General features: G+C 40.3%; 18 protein-coding genes. 4 read left to right on the forward strand and 14 right to left on the reverse strand.

The window, feature by feature from the left end; translation table 11 throughout:
- Window positions 1-346 precede the first annotated feature (346 nt).
- Together H6G79_RS27585 and H6G79_RS27590 are read right to left on the reverse strand one after the other, a co-directional pair.
- Entirely contained in the window at window positions 347-1,147 is an 801-nt protein-coding gene (locus H6G79_RS27585; protein ID WP_190592582.1) for a pentapeptide repeat-containing protein, read from the reverse strand.
- Window positions 1,148-1,157: 10 nt separating this feature from the next.
- Window positions 1,158-1,799 carry a hypothetical protein gene (locus H6G79_RS27590; protein WP_190592583.1) on the reverse strand — a complete coding sequence of 214 codons (642 nt, stop codon included), beginning with the start codon at window positions 1,797-1,799 and terminating at the stop codon, window positions 1,158-1,160.
- A gap of 107 nt (window positions 1,800-1,906) precedes the next feature.
- Between H6G79_RS27590 and H6G79_RS27595 the strand changes: the two genes are divergently transcribed.
- A complete protein-coding gene (locus tag H6G79_RS27595; protein ID WP_190592584.1) occupies window positions 1,907-2,650 on the forward strand; it encodes an arylmalonate decarboxylase in 744 nt (247 codons plus the stop codon).
- 20 nt (window positions 2,651-2,670) lie between these two features.
- Here H6G79_RS27595 and H6G79_RS27600 read toward each other — a convergent pair whose 3' ends face one another.
- The 7 genes from H6G79_RS27600 to aroA form a co-directional block, all read right to left on the reverse strand.
- A complete protein-coding gene (locus H6G79_RS27600; protein WP_190592585.1) occupies window positions 2,671-4,170 on the reverse strand; it encodes a DNA methyltransferase in 1,500 nt (499 codons plus the stop codon).
- Between the two features lie 5 nt (window positions 4,171-4,175).
- The gene (locus H6G79_RS27605) at window positions 4,176-5,246 is read right to left on the reverse strand and encodes an XcyI family restriction endonuclease (protein WP_190592586.1); all 1,071 of its coding nucleotides are present in this window, start codon (window positions 5,244-5,246) and stop codon (window positions 4,176-4,178) included.
- Window positions 5,247-5,498: 252 nt separating this feature from the next.
- Window positions 5,499-6,296 (reverse strand): tRNA(His) guanylyltransferase Thg1 family protein, encoded by a 798-nt coding sequence (locus H6G79_RS27610; RefSeq protein WP_190592587.1) that lies wholly within the window; start codon window positions 6,294-6,296, stop codon window positions 5,499-5,501.
- Window positions 6,286-6,735: an ATP-binding protein gene (locus H6G79_RS27615; RefSeq protein ID WP_190592588.1), complete on the reverse strand. Its 450-nt coding sequence runs from the start codon at window positions 6,733-6,735 to the stop codon at window positions 6,286-6,288. The genes H6G79_RS27610 and H6G79_RS27615 overlap by 11 nt, the downstream gene beginning before the upstream one ends.
- Window positions 6,736-6,753: 18 nt before the next feature.
- Window positions 6,754-8,145 (reverse strand): histidine--tRNA ligase, encoded by a 1,392-nt coding sequence (gene hisS, locus H6G79_RS27620; RefSeq protein WP_190592589.1) that lies wholly within the window; start codon window positions 8,143-8,145, stop codon window positions 6,754-6,756.
- A gap of 278 nt (window positions 8,146-8,423) precedes the next feature.
- Window positions 8,424-8,870 carry a DUF3598 family protein gene (locus H6G79_RS27625; RefSeq protein ID WP_190592590.1) on the reverse strand — a complete coding sequence of 149 codons (447 nt, stop codon included), beginning with the start codon at window positions 8,868-8,870 and terminating at the stop codon, window positions 8,424-8,426.
- A gap of 69 nt (window positions 8,871-8,939) precedes the next feature.
- Entirely contained in the window at window positions 8,940-10,220 is a 1,281-nt protein-coding gene (gene aroA, locus H6G79_RS27630) for a 3-phosphoshikimate 1-carboxyvinyltransferase (RefSeq protein WP_190592591.1), read from the reverse strand.
- 237 nt (window positions 10,221-10,457) lie between these two features.
- Here aroA and H6G79_RS37485 point away from each other — a divergent pair, with 237 nt between their 5' ends.
- Complete coding sequence (locus H6G79_RS37485) at window positions 10,458-13,022, forward strand: calcium-binding protein (RefSeq protein ID WP_277877358.1); 2,565 nt, start codon at window positions 10,458-10,460, stop codon at window positions 13,020-13,022.
- Window positions 13,023-13,119: 97 nt separating this feature from the next.
- Here H6G79_RS37485 and ftsH read toward each other — a convergent pair whose 3' ends face one another.
- On the reverse strand, window positions 13,120-15,057 hold the full coding sequence (gene ftsH, locus H6G79_RS27650) for an ATP-dependent zinc metalloprotease FtsH (RefSeq protein ID WP_190592592.1): 1,938 nt from the start codon (window positions 15,055-15,057) through the stop codon (window positions 13,120-13,122).
- Between the two features lie 263 nt (window positions 15,058-15,320).
- Between ftsH and H6G79_RS27655 the strand changes: the two genes are divergently transcribed.
- Window positions 15,321-15,515 carry a hypothetical protein gene (locus H6G79_RS27655; RefSeq protein WP_190592593.1) on the forward strand — a complete coding sequence of 65 codons (195 nt, stop codon included), beginning with the start codon at window positions 15,321-15,323 and terminating at the stop codon, window positions 15,513-15,515.
- Window positions 15,516-15,581: 66 nt separating this feature from the next.
- On the forward strand, window positions 15,582-16,718 hold the full coding sequence (locus tag H6G79_RS27660; RefSeq protein WP_190592594.1) for an AI-2E family transporter: 1,137 nt from the start codon (window positions 15,582-15,584) through the stop codon (window positions 16,716-16,718).
- Window positions 16,719-16,729: 11 nt separating this feature from the next.
- On the opposite strand, the gene rimJ is transcribed toward H6G79_RS27660, so the two are convergent.
- The 4 genes from rimJ to ndhD1 all read right to left on the reverse strand — a co-directional run bounded on the left by rimJ (window position 16,730) and on the right by ndhD1 (window position 21,592).
- A complete protein-coding gene (rimJ, locus tag H6G79_RS27665) occupies window positions 16,730-17,305 on the reverse strand; it encodes a ribosomal protein S5-alanine N-acetyltransferase (RefSeq protein WP_190592595.1) in 576 nt (191 codons plus the stop codon).
- 373 nt (window positions 17,306-17,678) lie between these two features.
- Window positions 17,679-18,383, reverse strand: coding sequence for a hypothetical protein (locus H6G79_RS27670; RefSeq protein ID WP_190592596.1), 705 nt, complete (start codon window positions 18,381-18,383; stop codon window positions 17,679-17,681).
- A 500-nt stretch (window positions 18,384-18,883) separates the two neighbouring features.
- Window positions 18,884-19,606, reverse strand: coding sequence for a Uma2 family endonuclease (locus H6G79_RS27675; protein WP_190592597.1), 723 nt, complete (start codon window positions 19,604-19,606; stop codon window positions 18,884-18,886).
- 408 nt (window positions 19,607-20,014) lie between these two features.
- Window positions 20,015-21,592 carry a photosynthetic/respiratory NAD(P)H-quinone oxidoreductase subunit D1 gene (gene ndhD1 / locus H6G79_RS27680; protein WP_190592598.1) on the reverse strand — a complete coding sequence of 526 codons (1,578 nt, stop codon included), beginning with the start codon at window positions 21,590-21,592 and terminating at the stop codon, window positions 20,015-20,017.
- Window positions 21,593-21,822: the final 230 nt, after the last annotated feature.

A 21,822-nucleotide genomic window follows, 5' to 3' on the forward strand; every position in this document is an offset into this window, starting at 1 on the left:
GTGAGGTAACTCCTTCAAGCAAGTCAACTCGTGGAAAGAGGAAACCCAAGAAGTGATTCTTGGAATCCCCCACTATATTCGGTACCCCGAATTAGTGGTGGGAGGATGTCAATATAGCTCTCACGTATGGGTGTGGGGAGTGTGGGAAGTGTGGGGAGTGTGGGGGGTGTGGGGAGTGTGGGGAGTGTGGGGAGTGTGGGGAGTGTGGGGGGAAAGATTTCTTCACCATCCTCCCATCCCTACCCTTGAAAGTCCCCCTTGTCTCCCTCATCTCCCTTGTCTACTTTGTCTCCCTCGTCTCTCTAGCATCATTCCCAAGGCTTCTTTCCTACTCCCTATCAAAAGATTAACGACATACTTCAGGTAAAATTGCATCCTCAAGATTAGCGCCGATAAGATTTGCGCCGCGCAGTTTAGTACCGATGAGATTAGCACCAGTTAAATTAGCACCAGCCAAGTTTGCGCCTTGCAGATTTGCCCAGCTTAAGTTTGCACCTGTTAAATCAGCTTCACTGAGGTTAGCTTGCAACATATAGGCACTAACTAAGTAAGCATGACTGAGATTCGCATTATGTAAATCTGTTTTGTACAGATAAGCCCCAATTAAATCTGCTTTGTAGAGGTTGGCTTTACTGAGATCGGCTGCAATTAAGTTGGCTTCAATCAAGTTAGCGTAGGCGAGGTTAGCGCGGATGAGTTTGGCTGCACCCAAATCAGCACTTTTGAGGTTAGCATCTTTGAGGTCTGTGCCGATTAGGATAGCATGGGCGATCGCAGCTTCTTTCAAATTTGCTTCACTTAAATCCGCACCAATCAAGTTGGCATGACTCAAATTTGCCTGGGTTAGCGTTGCACCCTTTAAGTTAGCCACACTTAAGTTAGCACCACTTAAGTTGGCTTCAATGAGCTTGGTTTGTTCCAGATTTGCGCCACTAAAATCTGCACCGTTCAGATTTGCACGTACCAGTAAAGCCTGACTCAAATCTGCTTTGGTCAAGTTGACTTGAGAAAGATTTGCGCCTCTGAGGTTATCTTTTTGTAAGTTCGCAGCACTGAGGTCTGGTTGAATTTGCGGATTTTTCTGTCTCCATTCGCTCCAGGTAACTGCACCGGCTCTCAGTAAAACCAGATGCTCTTGATTTGCCATTTTCTCTCCTTTACTCCTGGCGGCCACTATTGGGATTTGTCCGACCAGCTACACTTTCAATTGCGGTTAACGCTCCCCTCGCTCCTGCTAGAATATCTTGTTCTTGTCCACCTAAATACAACCTGCCAAAACTTCCTACAGCTTGTACCTCTAAAATATTAATCGCCGCCGCTTTTTCGGCTTCGTTAGCGGCTAATGCAGCATAAGCAGCAGGTTCCACTTCTAAGACATATAAAGTTTGTCCCGCTAATAGCAATTGTCCGCGACGGGTACGATTGATTAGTTGTGTTTGGTAAGCGTCAATATTACGGATAATTTGACTAGACACAACACGCGGTTTGAGACATTCTTCACGCTTAACTCCTAACAAATCCAAAATGGCTTGACCTGCGGTGCGTGTTTCTCCTTGGGAACCAGAATGAACTTCTAATAAACCGTATAATCGCTCAACTACTTGGACTCCGGGACGAACAGAGGCAGATTTTAAGGCGACATCAGTAATTTTATTGATTTCAATCCCAGGAGAAATTTCAATCCACAATGATGTGTCTCCTGGTAAGGGTAAGAAACCTTGAGCTACTGTTCCCATATAAGCTGCGTGTTGCGGCTGCAAGCTGTCAAGAAATACGAAACTGCGTAGTTCTATACCCAAGGTTCTGCTCTCCAGTCATGAAGTAAAGTTTACATATTGCAATAATATGCCGTAACTTTAAACTACCATAAGCTACAGTCAATCTTTTATGTACTGAGTAGTGAACAATGACAGATGCGTTAGGATGGCGAAAAAAATTTGGCGTGCTTGCGCCTAGTACAAATACGATTGTCGAACCTGATTTTCATACAATGGCTGTGCCTGGGGTAACTTCTCATACATCGCGGATTTATCTGAGGAACCAGGATTTGAGTAGTGATGAAAAGATGGTACAGCTTTTGGAGGCGATCGCCCAAGAAATGTTTTCGGCAATTGATCGGGTGATGACTGCGGGTGTCGATTACCTAATTATGGCGATGAGTGCGGAAACTTTTTGGGAAGGTAAAACAGGCAACATCGAGTTTATCAAGCGAGTTGAAGATTATGCTGGTATCAAGGTGGCTTCTTGTGCTTCGGCATATCAGGTAGCACTGACAGCCTTGCAAGTAAAGAAAATCGCTGTCATTACCCCTTACCAAGCTGTAGCTGATGAAAGAATCCGCCGCTTTTTTAGTGACATTGGTATAGAAGTTGTTCGCCTTAAAAGTCTCCGTTGTCCTACGGCTATTTCCATTGCAGAGGTATCTGAAAATACTTTAAGAATACATCTTCAGGAACTTGATGGCGATGATGTAGAGGCAATTGTACAGATGGGGACTAATTTAAGTATGCTCCGATTGGCGGATGAAATGGAGCGAGCGATCGCTAAACCAGTAATTGCTGTCAACGCCGCTACTTGGTGGTACGCCCTACGCCAAAATGACATTCACGATCAAGTTTATGGCTGTGGTAGACTCTTGCGAGAATTTTAATCTAATACAGTTCCGTCTTTTTATATTTTCTCAGGCTTTCTCCAAATCGTAATACTTTTACGCAGTGATTCTTTACCAAATCGCTTCATTTGTTGACTACTATTGCCCTTCCGTTGGGGTAAAACATATATTTTTTCTGGGACAAAACCAATAGCCTCAGCTATTTCAGTACACAGCATATCAACAGGTATAATTTCTCCACCATAGCGTACATTGTCATTAACAAAAGCAACGTAAGCACCTTTTTTACAAGTTCTAAATATCTCAGCAAATAAAAAAGTTAATTCATAAAAATAACCTTCTACCATAGATAATATACCGGGGTTATTAATTTCTCCACGTTCCTGTCTAACTTTTAAAGCCGAATTGATTTCTTGGAAAACACTATTACCTGTAATAATTTTGCAAATGGCTTTAAAGTTATCTATTCTACCTATATCTTGATAAATTTGTTCAAGTTTATCTAATTTAGAGCGATTTTCAACAGTACAGCATAGCTGATTTTGTCTGAGTTTACGAATATCTAAATCATCTGTGCCTAAATATGCCAGTTCCAAAGCATAAGTCCTTGTATAATCATATCTATTGCAATAGGGTGGTGACGTAATGACACCAGAGAATTGCTCACTTTCATACTTTGGCAAATTTTCAAGCACACTACCATTTATCACATTCTGAAAACTGTCACTTGGTAAAGTGTATTTTAGTGATTTTATATCCAGAATTACTTTTTTAAATATCCGCAGTAAAGCTTCTTTAACGGTTGGTATTGCTCCTTTATCAAACTGCTTGACAGGTATTTTATCTTGAGCAATTCTTACTTGATTTCTCTGTTGAACTTTCTGAGAGCGATAATCCCATCTTAAATATTGACCATCCTTTCTTGTGTAACTAACTTCTTCTAAAACGCTAGTTATTAACAGTTGATATAAAACTTTTGTTTGTTTTGATACTTTTTGAGTATTAATCCAATTAATGAAGAACATTAAATCATTTTCTGTTGCTTGAGAAAACGCATCTCTAGTAATAGTGATATGAGGGAAAGCAAATTCTGTTTTAGTAGGTATAGTGTTGCTCAATTTCTCAAATAGATGAGTTAATTCTTCAATATCGTAGTCTTCAAGATAAGATTTAGCTTCCCACATTAAATGGCATACAGGAAGTATTTCAAAACCTAAAGCATTAATTCCTAAAGCTTTGCATACCAGTAAAGTTGTGCCAGAACCACAAAAAGGTTCTAGTATTGTATCTTTCTGTTTAATCCCAAATTGTTTGATTAAAGTTTCAACTAATTTAAATGAAAATCCTTCCTTATATCGAATCCACCCATGAGCAATTTCTCCTTTATTTCCCTGGTAACTTACTAACTGACGATTAAACTCATCAGTTTCTTCTAGAAGTTCAGAATATCGTTCTTCTAAATCAAGTCTAGCTGAATCATTACAAACCTGTTCATGAGAAAAATTGATGACTTTTAAGTTAGAGTCAAATTTAGAATCAAACTCAAGTGAAAGACTCAATTTTTCTACTTTTTTTTTTGAATTTGTTCAGAATTGCTCTGTTGAATATTATGAGTTTCTATATTGATGTCTATATACTTAAGTACATTAGCAGCAAAACGATATCTCGTTTCTTCACTAGTAACAATTTGTGTTAAATTATAAACATGATTAACAGCTTCATCATTTTGTAAACGTCGATGAACTTCATCAGTTATACAGCTTGCGAGAAGTATTGTAACTACATTAGAGTTAATTCTTCTAGCTTCTTCAAAACTCTTTTTAGCAGCACCATATCTCTCTAACGCACCTGCTGTATCTTTTCCACCCTTTACCTCAATAACTGCAACTGCTTCACCAGCAGAATTTAATAGCGATAAGTCAGGTTCACTAGAAAACAGAATACTAGTTTGATTGTTCAGACGCACGCCAGAAAGTAAATCGACTTTATCCACTAAATCTTCTAAATATTCAGCATCTAACCTCGAAGAACCATCTTTGAGAATTGCAGCAACAATATAATTTTCCTCCAGTAGAGAGCGAATCAGAATTCGTCTTGTTAATAATTCTGCTTCTTCTCCAATTTTATTTAACCAAGAACCATTAATTTGTGCGCCAGCAGACGCATACATTAACGCGTGCATATCAGTCTGACTATATTCATTAGTGCTTTCAATAATTAGGCTTGAATGCGAATTGTAAAGTTGACAGAGGATTAATGCTTTATCTTGGGATAACTTTCCCTTTCCTTCTTCGATAGAATCAATGCTGGAAAAAGCTAATTTTTTAGCAGCTTTCTGTGGAAGAACTGCAACACTTCGATAGTAGCTAGAAAGTTTTGGTTGTTCTTGAAGCACTCTAGGGTGAGCAAATACAGAAATTTTAGGGATACCACTATGTTCCAAAATATTCCAAGCAGTTTCAGAAATTCCCCAGTTGTGTCTAGATTCCCAATTAAAGTTATCTGACAGTTCGATTAATTTGTCAATTTCAGTTAAGAAGCTATTAAAACCCAATTCATATAACTTTCTGTAAAAAAAGGTAGAGCGTAATCGATAGTCAATTTGCAGAGCTTCTTTTAATACTTCTTTATCCATTAGATTTATGATTAATCATTCAGTTGAAATTATGATCTCTACCCAGAAGTAAATACTTCTATGTAAAACCTTTACTGACACCACATACAGCAATCTAGATATATGACTCATATTTGATTTTTGAACAGATATATAGTGGCGTGATTAGACTAAGATGTTGCATTAAAAAACCTATTTTATCCGCGTTCATACGTGTTCATCTGCGGTTAATTTTTCCCGTATAATGCACTATTTTAGCCTAGACAGGCCAATTTAATTCTCTAGCTTCCTAAATTCAAGATCAGGATGCTCCCGCAGTACAATATCCTGGACAAATTTACTGTAATCATCTTTCGTCGCCAAATCCATATCAACTTTGATACGTCTTCTCATCGCCAAGACTTTCTCTCCCGTTTGAGGATTGGTTGCTTCCTTTTGATAGGATTCCCAATATAGTCCTATACCTCGTTTCTGCCAATTAGGTAAGTTATTAAAATTGATGTTTGCTTGCTGGTAAAGTAATTCATTTTTATCACTGACTGAAAGCCTATCAAGCTTTTCTGTAGCGGCTCCAGCACTTTCACCTGCTTTGCGTAGCATCCAGTAACAGTGAGCATTTAAGGCATTGCGATGAGCGTCTTCATTCCGCCAGCGAAAGTAATCGACTACTAGATTTAAGGTAGGAAGTTGTGACACTCGACAATCAAAAGCGGCAATGCTATTGAGTAGCAGTGAAAGCTTTGCACTTGCCTCTCCTGCCAAAATAGAGTTGAGTTTCCGCAATTTGCGACTAAAACTTTCCTCATCTCGGTGGAATAGAAGTGAGATTTCGTCACTTTGCGTATAGCCATAAATGATCCGGAATCCACAATTCATTAGGTGTTCTACTGTAGATACCATGTAATCTCGAAATTGAGCATCAAAGGGAGCTTCAAATTTGTGAGCTTCCTTTGTCAAGCGAGTAAAGTTACGTCCATCAATTCGAGCAACCATAAATAGCCCTGGCAATACGCATAAATCGTGGGCTGTTTCAAAAATTCTCAGTCTTGTGTCTAACTCTTCAAACTTCATTCAGCCACTCCTGTACAGCAAACTCTCCTTTTGGTATTAACCGAACATAATAGAGTTCGTCAAAACCTTCTTCATACCGAGGAAGTATCAGCCTTGAGTGTGTTCCTCTAATACCTTTATCTGGTACCTGCTGTTCCGGTTTGCGATTTTGATTACGTTGAATTGAATCGGCAATTTTTGATTCAAAATAATAGCCAGTAATCCGAAATCCTTGATTCTTGGCTAACAAAATGTAGCGTTCTCGCTCTTCAGGTGTAGGATTTGTATTATCTACAACAAATGATTGACCAATTTCCAGACAAGTTTCTATCAATCGCTTTTCTCGGTGTCTAGTTTTGAGCATATCGAGGTTGATTCTGATGTGAGTATCAGAAAACCGTTGACTGTAGAAGGTTGATTTTCCGCTTGCCTGTATCCCAATAAAAATGATTAATTGCACTGTTAATTCAACGTTTAATCAAATCTCTAATCTATGTTTAATTTCTCCAGCTAAATCTGCTAGTGTTACTTCTATTTGTTCACCTGTTTGCAAATCTTTGAGTGATGATTTTTGGGCGGTGGCTTCATCAGCACCGATGATTACACAAAATCTAATTCCTTGTTTATCGGCGGCTTGGAATTGTTTACCTAATGGGCGTTTTTCAAAGTTGGTAATGACATTAATACCAGCTTGGCGTAACTGTTGGGATACTTTTAAATAAGTCGGCATTAAATCTTCTTGCATATTGACTACTGCTACTTGCGCTGGTGTTGCAGGTAAAGTTTTTAAAATACCAGCTTTGAGTAATCTACTAATTAAACGAGTTAAGCCGATAGAAATACCAACTCCTGGCATTTTCTCGCCGATAAACATCCCCACTAATTCTTCATATCTGCCGCCAGAACAAATACTACCTAAAGCTTCATGGCCGATGAGAGTTGTTTCGTAGACTGTGCCTGTATAGTAATTTAAACCACGGGCGATCGCTAAATCAATACAAAACCTTTTATCGGGAACTCCCAAGTTACGCACACCTGTAATTACTGTTTCTAATTCAGTAACCCCTAAACTAAATTGTTCGGCTGTTGGTAAGTTTTGTGAGAGGTGTTTAAGTTTATCTAATACTTCATCAACATTGCCATCAATTTTGATAAAATCAATAATCTTCTGTGTATTTTCTGCTGATATACCTTCTTTTTCTAATTCTTGTTTGACTTTCGTTTCGCCAATTTTTTCTAGATTATCAATAATACTAATACAGGTTTTAATTTGAGTTTCGGCAATGCCTAATGACTGGAAAAAGCCAGTTAATATTTTGCGGTTATTGATGCGAATTAAAAAGTCACCAATGTTAACTGCTTCAAATATCTCGGTGATAATTGCTGGCATTTGCGCGTCATATAATAAGCTGAGTTCCCGCCGTGCAATTACATCGATATCACATTGACGAAATTGTCGGAAACGTCCATCTTTGGCGCGTTCTCCCCGAAATACTACATCCATTTGATAACGGGCAAATGGGAAAGTTAATTCATTTAAGTGACGGGCAATATAGGCTGCTAAGGGAACAGTTTGGTCAAATTTTAAAGCCCGTGCTTCTGAACCAGTTTCGCCTGCTTTATCTCTTTCGGCTTGGCGATTAGGCGGTAAAATTGGGTCAATACCATAAATAATATTGTCGCCTTGATTACCCTTAGCTTGTAATACTTCTAACCTTTCAACGGCTGGGGTTTCTATGGGGGTAAATCCATAGCTTTCATACACTCTACGGATGGTATCTAGTAAATATAATTCCAAGCGTTTTTCACTAGGTAAAAATTCTGGGAAACCGCTAGGAGTAGAAAAGTTAATTTTGTCAGTTTTGGCCATATCCGTAAGTTATAGATTTAAATATAATGAACTATCTATTATGTCATAAAATAGTTCGTTACACTACGTTAACGCACCTTAGAGTTTATTTTAAAATTTGTTCGTTGTGTTTATTGGCTCTTCCAGATCCCCCCAACCCCCCTTTTTAAGGGGGCTAAGAGTTTCTTCAAGTCCCCCTTTTTAAGGGGGATTTAGGGGGATCGAAAATGTTTGACTACCAACAATAGGACTTTTAAAACATCCTCTTAGCTAGAAACTATTTTTGACTTTTTAAATGACTATCTAACTCTTTGTTCTTGAATTAAGGTACGTTGATAGATTTGATGATTTTTAAACCAATGCCATGTGCGGGCGCGATGATTATTATCTGGGCTAATTTGAATCATTTCATACAAATATGCGGCTGGAACTGTCTTATAAGAAAACCACAAAATTAAAGTAGAATCATCTATTTCCCAGGATTTGCCTTCAATCCGTTCTGTATCAAAGTAGAGAATCTTATCACGATAGGTTCCGGGAAATTTATGTTCTTCTTGTTTACCGTCAGCCCAAGTATAGCGATTAATTTGGTAGTAAGAATAAGGACTATCATCGGGGAACTGACAGCTTAAATGAGATTCATGTTTATCTAAAATTTTGCCTTCCGTATCTACTAGTGTATAAGTTCCTACCCAATTGCCTTCATGACGGGCGAGTACTGGCATTTCTTCACGAATGTTAGACATGATGCAACTCCTATAAAATTGCGTGAATACTTATCGTTAAGATTAAGGTAGGAACTGAATATTAGCCAGCTATTGTTCAATCATTTTAAAGAAGCGGGTGAAGTAGTCAGGGAAAGTTTTGGCTGTACAACCGGGATCTTGAATTACAATTCCGGGAACCTTTAAGCCTGTGACAGCAAATGCCATTGCCATACGATGATCGTGATAAGTTTCAATAGCAGCTGGTGTAATGGGGCTGGGTTCAACTTTTAAGCCATCGGGGAATTCTTCAACCTTCACACCCAAGCGACGCAATTCTGTCACTACAGCGCGGATACGTTCAGTTTCTTTGTAGCGGATATGTTCGACATTACGGATGGTAACGGGTGAGTTGGCAAAAGGCGCGATCGCTCCTAATGTTTGTACAAGGTCAGATATATCATTCATATCAATATCAATACCCTGTAATTGTTCTGGCCCAGTCAATTCAATATAATCATCAGCCTCACGCACTTGACAACCCATCTGTTCCAGCACATTCAGCCACAGAATATCACCTTGATAAGATTGCTTGGTTAAATACTTAACTCGCACCCGTCCACCAGTCACAGCAGCCGCAGCAAAAAAGTAAGACGCATTAGAAGCATCCGGTTCTATGGTGTAATGTCGCGGTTGGTAACGCTGTCCCGCTTTGATATGAAATTGATTGTCGCCAACTTGATTCACCCCTACGCCAAAATCTGCCATGAGGCGACAAGTCATTTTCACGTAAGATTGAGAAACTAGTGTGCCTTCCACTTCAATAATTGTGTCTTGTTGAGCATAAGGCGCAATCATTAACAGGGCTGAAAGTTGTTGACTAGTTTGATTGGCTTTGATGCGAATATGTCCACCAGCAAATTGCTGACCGTAAATAGTGTAGGGCATATAGCCAGCATTACCCTCAAAGTTAACGGTGGTTCCGCCTGTTTGGAAGACTGTTAACATATCGCCCATTGGCCTTTCCCGCATTCTCGGTACACCATCTAAGCGATATTCTCCCTTACCGAGTACCACCAAAGCTGAGATAAACCGTGCGGCTGTACCTGCTAAACCGACAAATAAATCCGCCTGGGTTGCGGGAATTTCCCCTCCTTTGCCTGACACTTGCATCTGTGCTAAATCAGGATTTAAGGTGATGGGAATGCCCAAATTTTCGACACATTTGGCAAAATATTCACTGTCTTCACTAAATAAGGCATTTTCTAAAATTGAGTCGCCTTGTGCCAAAGCAGCAACAAGTAACGCCCGATTAGTAATACTTTTAGAACCAGGAATTTCTACCGTGGCATCCACTGGGCGATCGAGAGCAGGTATAGCAATGGTATCCACGTTAAACCTCTAGATGGTCAGCTACAACTTAAATATTACGTGAGTTCGAGGGATTAAGAAATATGGGGAGTGTACTTCGGCTGCGCTCAGTAACCTGGGAGTTGGGAGTAGTATAGGTTTTTGATCATCATGCTGGACATAAGACAAAAAGGAAAGGAGAGATAAGGCGCATAAATTTTATCAATTCCCTTGTTAAGAAGAAAGAGTGAGATTTACATTCTTGATTTTTGAGACTTTATGACTGCGATTTTATCTTTGACCGCCAATTCCCTAGAACTTAAAACATCACTTTTGACCGTCTTACAGATGGCAATTTCATTAAGTCAATCTAGATTACAAAGCTTTGCTAATGACACTGAATTTGCCTCTAAAATTGCATTAGCTTTTCACCCCAACTCTGAAACTGATAGCTTAAAGACAAGCTGGATAAATGGTGACTTTCGTGGATTTCCACTTTTAGAAATTCACTATCAATCTGAACTAAATGGAGCGATTGGTGCTTACAGTGCAGAAACAGGCATCATTTATCTAGCTTATGAGTATTTACAGCAAATCAGCAATATTCAATGGTTAGCTGGGTTGATTTTAGAGGAATATGGCCATTATATAGACAGGGTTTTAAATGGTAGCAATGATAGTGATGGAGATGAAGGACGCATCTTCTCAGCATTGGTGATGGAGGAGAGTCTGTCAGAGACAGAGTTAAAGCAGTTGAAGGCAGAAAATGATCAAGCAGTCATTAGCCTGAATGGGGTAAGCATTGCTGTAGAAATGGCAAGTTTAGTAGGAAATGAAGAGCCTAACATCATTATAGGAACGGCTGGAGATGATTACATTGAAGGGCTTGGTGGGAATGACACCCTTGATGGTGGAGGTGGAAACGATGTTGTCGGTGGTGGAGAAGGAAGTGATTTAATAATTGGCGGTGCAGGCAATGATGTTTTGTACGGTGGTGCTGGTGATGGAAGTGATATTTTACAAGGGGGTGAAGGAAACGATGATTTAGATGGTGCGGGAGGAAGTGATTTCTTACAAGGGGGTGGAGGAAATGACACCCTAAAAGGTGGTATAGGAGATAGCCTAGATGGGGGAGAAGGTCTAGATAATCTCATTCTGTATTTACAGAATACAACCAACAATTGGACATTAAACTTGACCGCTACCAGTGTCAACTTAACTGGAGACATTAATACCACTGTTAAAGATTTAGAGCGAATCAGTCAAATTTATACAGGCAGTGGCAATGATATCTTCAATGTCACAAATTATATCTTTGGCGGTACTATTGATGGTGGTGCGGGAATCGATATTTTATACGCAGACTATAGCACAGCAACTGGTTCTACAATTGGTGTTAATAATCTAGGTATTGGCAGTATTTCTACTTATATTTATCCTCTTTATAGTGGAGGTAGTCATCTTTTCTTTTACTACCTCAACTTCGAGGGACTGAATATTGTGGGAACGCCCTACAAAGATTTTCTTGCTGGTGATAACAGTAATGATACTTTTCAAGGAGGTGCAGGCGATGACAGTCTCTATGGAAACGGTGGCAATGATAGTCTAACGGGGGATACTGGCAATGATATCCTTGATGGTGGGCTGGGTAACGATACCATGATCGGGGGATTGGGGGATGATAGCTATTATGTTGACGACGTTGGAGATCAAATTTATGAAAACCTCAACGAAGGTACAGATATAGTTTACTCCTCTATTTCTTACACCTTAAGCGATCATCTGGAAAACTTGACGTTAACAAATGCCAGTAACATTAATGGAACAGGAAACAGCCTGAATAACCAGATCACAGGTAGTAGCGGTAATAACATTCTCGATGGAAAAGCCGGAAGTGATACCCTCAGAGGAGGTGCTGGCAATGACACTTATGTTGTCGATAATGTTGGGGATGTAGTCATAGAAATTAGGAATCAAGGTATAGATACAGTTATAGCTTCCATTAGTTATACCTTGGGAAGTACCGTAGAAAATCTTACTTTAGTAGGTACAGCTAACATCAACGGCACAGGAAGTTTTTCCGATAACATTCTCATAGGCAATAGTGGCAATAATACCCTTACTGGTTATGCCGGTAATGACACACTTGACGGAGGTGTGGGAGTTGATACATTGCTGGGCGGTTTAGGTGATGATATTTACATCGTTGATGATGTTGGTGATGTAGTTACAGAAAATCTCAACGAAGGCACAGATACGGTTATAGCTACCGTTAACTACATCTTAGGAAATAATCTAGAAAATCTTACGTTAGCTGGTACAGCCAACATCAACGGCACTGGAAACGCTCTCAATAACAGTATCACTGGGAATAGTGGCAATAATACCCTTACTGGTTATGCTGGTAATGATATCCTTTCGGGGGGAACAGGAAATGATTTCCTGTTGGGTGGTCAAGGCAACGACCAACTTACAGGCGGTGAAGGGGTAGACTTTTTCGGCTTTAGTGGGGTGGCTAACTTTAGTGATTTAAGTATAGATACCATAACCGACTTTACAAAAGGCAGCGATCTCATCCTGTTATCACATAGTTTATTTAATTCATTAACCATGAGTAATAGCATTATTAGCAGTGAATTTGCCACAATTACTGCCGATAGTGCGACTGAAGTCGCTCTGGCAGGAGGTAGCAGTGCTTTCCTTGTTTACAATACTTCTACCGGCAATCTTTTCTATAATGCTGATGGCGCAGTTGCTGGATTAGGAACTGGAGGACAATTTGCGGTTCTGAGCAATAAACCTCTGTTGGATAGCAGTGATTTCTCATTCCTAGATTTTGCCTAAAAAATCGGGTTTGAAAAATTGGACTGTTATCTAAAAAAATCAATAAAAAATATGGTGCGTTGTCTTTTGCGACAACGCACCACACAGATTTAATTATTTAATTCAACACAGATTGCATCAATGGTTTATCGGGTGAGACATTTCCTGAACGTAACCATTCTGACAGGTCTTCGGGGGCTTTGGCTTGTTTGATGCGATCGCGCAAGTCTGTACCTTCGAGAATTTCTCTTTGCAGTAGTTCTTGGGCGGTTTCTTCTAACAAGTCGCGGTTTTGTTGCAAAATACTCAAGGCAATATGATGAGCGTTATCTACTATCTGCTTAACTTCGTTGTCGATTTCTTGGGCGACTTGGGGACTAATAGAACGGCGGGCGTTACCGTAACCATCCAGAAACTGCTGTTGGGTTTTCTCAAAGGCGACTGGCCCTAATTTATCGCTCATTCCATATAAGGTAACGTAACGTTCGGCTAAGTCGGTGGCTTTTTGAATATCGTCACTCGCGCCTGTGGAAACTTTGCCAAACACGACTTCTTCGGCGGAACGTCCACCCAGTAAGGTAGCAATGCGACCGCGAATTTCATCTTCAATCATCAAGAAGCGGTCTTCTTCAGGCATTTGGATGGTATAGCCCAACGCACCCACACCACGGGGAACTACGGAGATTTTCTCAACTTTACCCGCCCCAGGCATCAACGCACCGATGATGGCGTGACCAACTTCGTGATAAGCGACGGTCTTCTTCTCGGTTTCGTTCAGCACACGGGAGCGTTTTTCTAAACCTGCAACTACCCGTTCGATCGCTTCGTTGAAATCTGCCATAATCACGGCTGGACGATTTTGCCTTGCGGCTAACAATGCGGCTTCATTGACGAGGTTGGCTAAGTCTGCACCAGCAAAACCAGGAGTTCTAATGGCGATGGTGGCGAGGTTGACATCATCCGCCAGTTTAACGTTACGTGCATGAACTTTGAGAATTGCTTCTCGACCAATTTTATCAGGGCGATCGACCACAACTTGACGGTCAAAACGACCAGGACGGCGTAAGGCTGGGTCAAGTACTTCGGGACGGTTGGTGGCGGCGATGATAATTACCCCGGTGTTGGCATCAAAACCATCCATTTCGGTAAGTAATTGGTTGAGGGTTTGTTCCCGTTCATCGTTACCGCCGACAAATCCACCCGCACCACCGCGAGATTTACCCAATGCGTCTAATTCATCGATGAAGACAATACAAGGTGCTTGTTTTTTCGCTTGTTCAAACAAGTCACGCACTCGCGCCGCACCGACACCAACGAATAATTCGATAAATTCGGAACCAGAGATGCTGAAGAAAGGAACACCAGCTTCCCCAGCGATCGCTTTTGCTAGTAATGTTTTACCTGTACCTGGAGGCCCGACTAACAACACACCTTTAGGAATTTTCGCGCCTAAGTTGGTGTATTTGGTCGCATTCTTCAGGAAATCGACAATTTCTTCGAGTTCGACTTTGGCTTCATCTACTCCAGCCACATCAGGGAATTTTACCCCAGTGCTACCTTCAGAATAAATCCGGGCTTTGCTTTTACCAACAGTGAGTGCAGCCGGGCCACCACCTTGGCGATTAATTAAAAAGCCCCAAATCCCAAAGAATATTAATGGTGGTGCAACCCAACTTAAGAGTGTGCCAATCCAAGCATTTTGGTCTGGAAGTGGTGCAGCAAATTCAACCTTATTCTCGCGCAGAATCTTCGGTAAATCTAAATCTAAGGCTACAGGTGTGGTGGCAAATACCTGTTCAGTAGTTTTATCATCAGGAGTTGTTGCTTTGAGGGTATACTCAATGCGATCGCCTCCTACCACAGCACGGTCTACTTTACCTTGCTGAACTAGTGCCACAAAGTCACTATAAGGCACTTGTGGCAATCGTGGCCCAAAGAAACTAGGAACAATAAAATTAAGCAGTAATAACAGAGTCAGTAGTATTAGTAAGCTACCACCAAACTGCCTCACTCTTGGCGGTTTGATAGGATTTTGGTTATTTTTTTCTACAGGCATTTTGATTTATCCTTAATTTGAATTTGTCATTTGTCATTGGCGTTGACTAATGACTTTTCAACTTAAAAGTCTGAGTGCAGCGCAAAATATACTAGTACAGTTTGGCGGAAATCAAGCACCCTTGCTCAATCCCTGAAACCCTGACTCTACAAGTTTCTTCATTTCATACTTCACACTTCCTACTTCACACTTATTGTAGAGAGTCTGCCTTTGAGCTTATATTCGGGTATACCCTACAGAAAAAGGTGAATTGCCGTACTGCTATGCCAAACCAGTTAATTTTTATTGCCAAACTGCTTGTACTGTCAGCTTTGTTATCTGCGGCGATTAAGTACATTTTGCCAAGTGTGCCACTTCCGGCGACAACTGCCAATGCCTTAATTTTAGTGTTGTCACCGACTGTAATTATAGCGATCGCTTTATTCTGGCGATTTCAAACAAAAACAAATTTAACTTAAATCGTCTAGGCGTTATTGCTAAAATCAGCTAACCTAACTGCATCACCAACAGCCGGGAGTTAACCTGTGAATCTTGGTCAATGGATCGGTTTAATCGCCATAATTCTTTCTTTATACATTTTGTGGCAAATCAAAGAAGTTTTGTTGCTGATGTTTGCCGCCGTGGTGTTAGCCAGTACCTTAAATCGGTTAGCCAAACGTTTCCAAAACTTAGGAATTAAGCGCGGTTTTGCTGTCATCATTTCAGTGGCTCTCTTTTTTGCTGCGGTGGTGGGTTTTTTCTTGTTGATTGTGCCACCTTTTGCCCAACAATTTCATGAGTTAACTTACCGGGTTCCCCAAGGTATAGAACGCTTTAATAGTTGGCTGGATGAAATGAAAACCAGGGTTCCCAGCCAATTAGTCCCCTACATCCCCGATCTCAATAGTTTAATTCAGCAAGCACAGCCTTTTATTAATCGCGTTTTGGGGAGTTCCTTTGCGTTTGTCTCCAGTTCTTTAGAAGTTGTTCTGAAAGTTTTGTTGGTGCTAGTGTGGACAGGAATGCTGTTAGCTGATCCTTTAGCTTACCGCCGAGTTTTTATTCGTGTATTTCCTTCCTTTTATCGCCGCCGGGTAGATGGCATTTTAGATAAATGCGAACTTTCACTGCAAGGATGGGTGACAGGTGCGCTGATTGCGATGGGTGTCGTCGGTTTGATGAGTGTGGTTGGCTTATCAGTTTTGGGTGTAAAAGCAGCCTTGGCTTTAGCTGTGTTGGCAGGATTTTTAAATTTAATACCCAATCTTGGCCCGACACTGAGTTTAGTCCCCGCAATGGCGATCGCTTTATTAGATGCTCCTTGGAAATCTGTTGCTGTTTTGATTCTCTACTTTTTTATTCAACAAACTGAAAGTAATTTTATTACACCTTATGTCATGGCACAACAAGTTTCATTGTTACCCGCCGTGACCTTAATTTCTCAACTATTTTTTGTGACATTCTTCGGCTTTTTAGGCTTATTTTTAGCTTTGCCTTTAACAGTTGTTGCTAAAATTTGGGTACAAGAAGTTTTAATCAAAGATGTATTAGACCAATGGGGAACTCACCACTCTAAAGAAACAGAGGTGGTGATAGTTTGTAACCCTCCTAATAATCATGATGAGTTGTATGAGGAAAATCCCCCTACTTCTGTAGATGAGAATTTGCCTCAAGAAGATTAATTTACCAGAATTTAATATTTCTCTGGTTGCCAATGAGGATTAGTGAGACTGGTCAGAATATGGTCTTGCCACTTGCCGTTAATTAATAAATAGTCTCTGGCATATCCTTCAACCACAAAGCCTAAACGTTTGAGGACATTGCCGCTACGTTGGTTATGTGGCATATAATTTGCCATAATGCGATGAAAATTTAAATCATCAAATACATATTGAATTGCGGCTTTTAATCCTTCTGTCATGTAGCCTTTACCTTGCTGATGTTCGGCTAGGCTATAACCTACATAACAAAAATGGGCGGCTCCCCGAATAAAATTATTAAAATTAATTGTACCAATAATAATTTTAGGATTTTTGCGAGGAAAGATAAATAATTTTAAAGATTGGTCATGAATAAATTCTAAAAATGTATTTTCTAGTTGATATTGCCAATACTCTTCTGTAAAAAAACCATCCCCCCATTTAGGATAAAAAGGAGTTAGATAAGATTTGTTGTCTAAAAAATATTTTAGGATTTGGGGAATATCTTCTTTGATGGCAATGCGTAATAATAAGCGATCGCTAGTAATAATTGGCAATTCCGAGTGCATACAAACTTGACCGGCTTGATAACTGATGGCTACAGTATTTTATTCTGGCTGTTTGCGGTTGTGAGTACCAAACAGTAAAACTGTTATAACAAGATTTAGCAGAGTTAGCATTTTCGATATTTTATCTACCCTGTCTACCTTCTCTCCCTTGTCTCCCTCGTCTCTCTTATTCAGATATTATTAGGACTTACGCAAAAAAACGAAAAAATAAGGTTTTAGAACAGGGTGCAGGGGTATGAGGGTGTAAGGGTGTAAGTATTCAAAACCCTTACACTCCATACCCTTTCACCCTTACACCCAATCCCCACAGAAAATTTTGATGCGTAAGTCCTGATTATAAAAGAGCGATCGCACTTTCAATATATTCAATTCTTTAATAGCTCAGAGCCAGTTGTAACTTCAGGTAGTCCACAAAATCTACAAGTTCTGTCTCCGAGAGATGGTAGCGTGATTTCTTGCCATATTTTTGCTGTAAATACTCTCTCCCTTGCTGGGGAGTCCAATTTAACTGTGATAAATATGCGTCGGTTTTAGCAATAAAATCAGCACGAATTTCTGCTGTAACTTCATTATTCAGTATTTCTCTTGTGTCTGAAGTTACAGTTTTTGTACCGTTAATTTTCAGACTTACTTGTTTTCCTAAAACTTGCCAGTCTATTTCCTTATGTCCATCCCAACTTACGCCTACAGAGCGATAAGTCACTGGATGATAAATTGTACAAAATACTATGGCTTTTTCCCCTGGACTCACCGCAATTGTTAGTGGCTGAAGCAATTGTTCATAGCTTAAGGCCTCAAGTGAGAGCAGTAAACCCTTGGAGAAATAAGACTCACTTCCTGAGCGAATAATATAAGGCTTATCTGCCAAAATATGTAAATCTGTTTTTTCACTTTTTCCCTGAGAAGTTTCTACTATTTTGTTAACTTCTATTTCCGTAATCACCCCTGTTAACGCTCTGTCATAAATGGGTATTTGTTTACCATCATCAGAAAGCATATACCAACAATGATCACTTTCTTTACTCACAAATACATACTGAGGTTTTGGGATAGAGCCGAACCCTAATTTAATGTCCATATTCTAGGAGAATATTTATGCAACTAAATTGTCAACAAGCAATTAGTTTTATAATTCCCTAGTTAGTTGGTTGATTAACAACCTTGCACCAAAAACAGATCCAAATATAGCAATCCTATTTGATGTGTAAAAATCGAGAGGCTCAGATCCCCGACTTCTTGAAGAAGTCGGGGATCTTTGAGTTTACGAATGATTTAGGACTGCTATAGGAATACGGTTTGATTCCTGAATCTAGTTGTGTAAGCAGGGAGTAGGGAATGGGGAGTAGAGAGTAGGAAAGACGGCTGATCTGGGTGTACTGATTTTTTTCAGAAATCAAATATGAGTCCTACATATCACAAGTCATGTTACTCAATCCTGTCCTTTCCTTTATATGGCTTCGATTTTTACGAGGTACAGCAACTGATTGAAAAAAGTAATGAATAATGAGTCAGAAATTGACTTATTACTCACTACTTACTACTCATTACTTAATTTCAAAAGTTCTGTAATAATAGTCTTCAGGCTAAACTTTCAGGTTCTACACCTAAAGCTCTTAATTGTTCAGCCAGCAATTGCATTTTTTGTTCTGTTTGGATACGTAGCTGACGCTCAAAATTTAATTGTGCTTCGATTTCGTAAATGCGTTCTTCGGGGGTGAGTATCTTTTGTCCTTCCTCGTTATACCAATACAACCATTCTCGTGCAAGACCTTGATATATTCCCCGTTCTAGACCAATTCCTAAACCAATTTCTGGTAGCCAAACCGGGTTTCCTGGTATTAAGAAATACTCCCCGTCTTGTAATTGATAAACCTCCAGAGGGGGCTTTTTCTTTCGCAGAGGTTTGTAGATAACGTAGTATAAAACACCCAATTCTTTAGCGTAAAATTCTTTTCTGGTACTGTATTCACCATGACTAATCTGAGAAACGACCTCTAGTGCTAAAACTGGTGGTTGTTTTTCTTCCCACATTACATAACTCAGGCGTAAGTCACCATCAATAAAGCGTTTAACCCCCACACTGAGAAACGCATCAGGCGCGATCGCAGCTTTTTTTGGGTCGTAATAAATTCCCATCTTTAAGCCAAAAAACCAATCCCAACGCTCAGACCACACAAAGGCGAGTGTCGATTTTAGCAAGCTGGGAATTAAATCTTGTAGTTCATTATCCACAGGTGTATCCTCTGAGTCTGGTAGCTCTTCGGAAGATGGCAAACAGTGTAACGGGTTGTAGTTTAACATGAGTGGTCTGAGTAGATGCGATTTCTAGAAAGATTTTAGAAAATAATGGAATTTTGATATATGTAGATATCGCAAAGTTTTCATATCTAAATTATTACTTTAGTTGTATATAGGACTCATATTTGATTTGGGAAAAAAATCAGTACACTCAGATCAGGCTTCTTTCCTACTCCCGACTCCCTATTCCCTACCTACACAAATAAATTCAGAAATCAAACCGGATTACTATAGCATCTCTATAAAGCATTTCTCTTTCCTCTCTGGGTTCTCTGTTCCTCTGTGGTTCGTTAACAAGTTTATAGAGTTTGGTATCTGGTATCTCTTGTTCATTTCTCAAATAGGACTGCTATATAAAAAAGGCGAGTATCAAACCCGCCTGAAAAAATAATTGTATTTATCAATTGCTGACTAATTACCAATTGTTGGCGCATTCAATGAAAGCTTTGGTGCTTCTTCTTTTTCCTGTGCCAAAGTTGGTACAGAATCGCGCAATCTTGCTGTCAATTGTACGGTTGTAGCGTCGTAAATTTGAGTCAGCAATTTAGGATAGAACCCGATACCAATAATTGGTACTAGCAAACAAGCAATGATAAAGACTTCGCGGGGTTCGGCATCGATAAGTTTCTGGTGCGAAACCAATTCTTCGTTTTCTTTGCCGTAGAAAATTTCCCGCAACATTGATAGCAAATAAATTGGGGTTAAAATTACACCCACTGCCATCAAAAAGACTACGATAACTTTGAAGGTAGAGCTATAAGCATCGCTAGTGGCAAAGCCCACAAATATCATTAATTCTGCTACGAAACCGCTCATTCCTGGCAATGCTAAAGAAGCCATTGAACAGGTAGTGAACATAGCAAAAATTTTCTGCATCCGCTTACCAACACCGCCCATTTCATCCAGCATTAGGGTGTGTGTGCGATCGTAGGTTGCACCAACCAAGAAGAACAAACTCGCCCCAATTAAGCCATGCGACACCATTTGTAATACTGCACCACTCAAGCCCAAATCAGTGAAGGAGGCGATACCAATAGTCACAAAGCCCATGTGGGAAATTGAGGAGTAGGCAATTTTGCGCTTGAGGTTTCGCTGGGCAAAGGATGTCAGGGCGGCGTAGATAATGTTAACTACCCCTAAAATGACGAGAACTGGGGCAAAATACGCATGGGCATCGGGCAGCATTTGGGCATTCATCCGAATCAAGGCGTAACCGCCCATTTTCAAGAGAATACCAGCCAGTAACATGTGTACGGGTGCTGTTGCTTCACCGTGGGCATCGGGTAGCCAGGTATGCAGGGGAATGATGGGTAATTTGACGGCGTAGGCAATCAAAAAGCCAGCATAGAGTAACAACTCAAAATTGAGGGCGTAATCTTTGAGGCCGAGAGAGTGCATATCAAAGGTGACTGTATCGCCATAAAAGGCCATCGTCAACGCGCCGACCAAAATAAACAGCGAACCGCCAGCTGTGTACAAAATAAACTTGGTCGCTGCGTATTGCCGCTTTTTACCACCCCAAATTGCCAGTAGCAGGTAAACCGGAATCAATTCCAGTTCCCACACCAAGAAAAACAGCAACATATCCTGCACAGCGAAGACGGCAATTTGTCCGCCATACATCGCCAGGATTAAAAAGTAAAATAGCCTGGGTTTGAGGGTGACAGGCCAAGCTGCTAATATCGCCAGGGTAGTAATGAATCCAGTCAAAATAATTAGGGGCATGGATAAGCCATCTGCCCCTACTGACCACTTCAAATCTAGCTGTGGTACCCAGGCATAACTTTCAGACAGCTGCAAATCTGGGTTGGAGAAGTCGTACCCGGTATAAAAGGCGTAGACAATCAGCGCGAAGTCTATCAACCCGACAATCAGGGAATACCAACGCACTGTTTTACCATCTTTATCCGGGATAATCGGAATCAAGAGTGATGCCGCAATCGGCAAGAGGATAATTGTCGTCAGCCACGGGAAATTAGCTGTATTCATCACAATTTGTCTACAATCAAAATCATGTTTATCAAGGAAGCCCTAGCTATTAAGTAGCAGCTTTTTGGGGATTTGGCATTCCTTGTTAGGTTGATTTAATTAAGTGGACAATCCCCATTTGTGGTTGTGGTAGTATTTTTTAACTTTAGCGGTGACTCAGTATCGGTGAGAATACCCGCTTTCAGCCAGCAGTTTATCTAAAATTTTAGGACTGCGATCGCACCCTTTTA

The organism is Anabaena sp. FACHB-83 (assembly GCF_014697485.1).
Lineage (GTDB): Bacteria > Cyanobacteriota > Cyanobacteriia > Cyanobacteriales > Nostocaceae > Nostoc_B.